General features: G+C 52.0%; 1 protein-coding gene and 1 pseudogene. One reads left to right on the top strand and one right to left on the bottom strand.

Annotated features, from left to right (window positions below; translation table 11 throughout):
- A pseudogene (locus EJP87_RS16425) lies at positions 1-329 on the bottom strand (polysaccharide deacetylase family protein); the annotation flags it as partial.
- Between the two features lie 544 nt (positions 330-873).
- Here EJP87_RS16425 and EJP87_RS16430 point away from each other — a divergent pair.
- Positions 874-1372: hypothetical protein (locus EJP87_RS16430; RefSeq protein WP_130472922.1), on the top strand; the 499-nt coding region annotated here is incomplete at its 3' end.

Raw genomic sequence — 1372 nt, forward strand, 5'->3', positions numbered from 1 at the left:
GAGCGAAAGTGGCGATAGATCTCCAGTTGTTCTCTCTTGCCATGAAAGACCGAGGAGTAGACAAACCAGAAAGCGCTCAGATGATAGCGTTTGAGCACCGGCAGAGCCACCTCATACTGACAGAGCAGGGCATCATCAAAGGTCAGGCAGCGATGCTCCTCCTGCAACGAGCCGTTCACAGCACGTTCCAACCACTCTTGCGCAGAGAGGATAGTCTGTTGCTCTTGGAGTGCCTGCAACAGGGCATCCAGTTGTTCTGCGGCAAGTGATCCCTGACCGGGAGGATGGTTTTGGTTATGAAAATGGTGAAACATAATGCCGTAGGCCATGGCATCTCTCTTTCCGTTGGGCAAGATCCGCTGTGTCGTTTGCGGAGGAAAGTATGATGTCAGGATGTGCGAGGATGTCAACCGCTTTCTCCTGCAGGGCAAGCGCATTGGCCAATTTCCTCACTGTTGCCACAAGCAAAACGGTGCCTGTCGGGCGTCCGCCCTCCCAAAGAGTGCCCCTCCGGGGTACAGATTGGTGCGGCGTGCGCGAATGCTTTGCATTCGCTTTTGTGAAACGCCGCACATTTTCAGCAGGGCTTTGCCCTGCCACCAGGAGGAGATTATCTCTTCCTGGACCTCCCTAATATATTTTCTGATTTGCAAATGCGATTGCCCTGCTCTCTCCTGTCACAGGGCAAGGATTCTCTGCAGGGGTGTGCTGACGGCACTGGTTTGCCAGCATGGTGCGTGCCTGTGTGGTGGGCAAAAAGGAGTAAAGCCAGTGACTGGCTAGGAAATTGCTTTGCAGGTTGGCGATTGGCAGAGAAGAGCCTGCTCAAGAAAACAAAGAGTCTGCGCGTGCTGGGGAAATGGAGTAAATGGCATGGATTTTGGTCCCATTTGGCAAAACAGTTTCGGTGAATATTATGTACCGAGCATCAACCAGGAAATATTTTCCCAATCCGGGGCAGGCAGCTTTTACAGTCGCCAATTTGCCGAGACTCTGCGTGAAAAGGATGTTTTATATCTGATAGTCGGTACCGATTCGGGACGCCTGCTGCGTTGGGTGATGGAGCGTGGTGTAGCCGATGGGGCACGTTATCTGTTTATTGAATTTCCTGAGTTGGTCAGTTATCTGCAGGAAAATGCTGATTTTCCTACCTCATACCCTGCCGGAATACAGGTATGCGCCATCGAAAGCTGGTTGCAGGTGGCCGAAGAGTGGTCGCTGCGTGATTATTGCTATTTGGCGCAGATTCGTCCCATCAAGGCGATGGCGGTTTTGGATGGATTTTTTGAACCTTATGCTCTGTTCTGGAAACAGTTTGAGGAGGAGCTCAACGATTATCAGGCCATGGTTGGCCGGGAGATCGGTTCCCGTG

It is taken from the genome of Candidatus Magnetaquicoccus inordinatus (assembly GCF_004217665.1).
GTDB classification, from domain to species: domain Bacteria; phylum Pseudomonadota; class Magnetococcia; order Magnetococcales; family Magnetaquicoccaceae; genus Magnetaquicoccus; species Magnetaquicoccus inordinatus.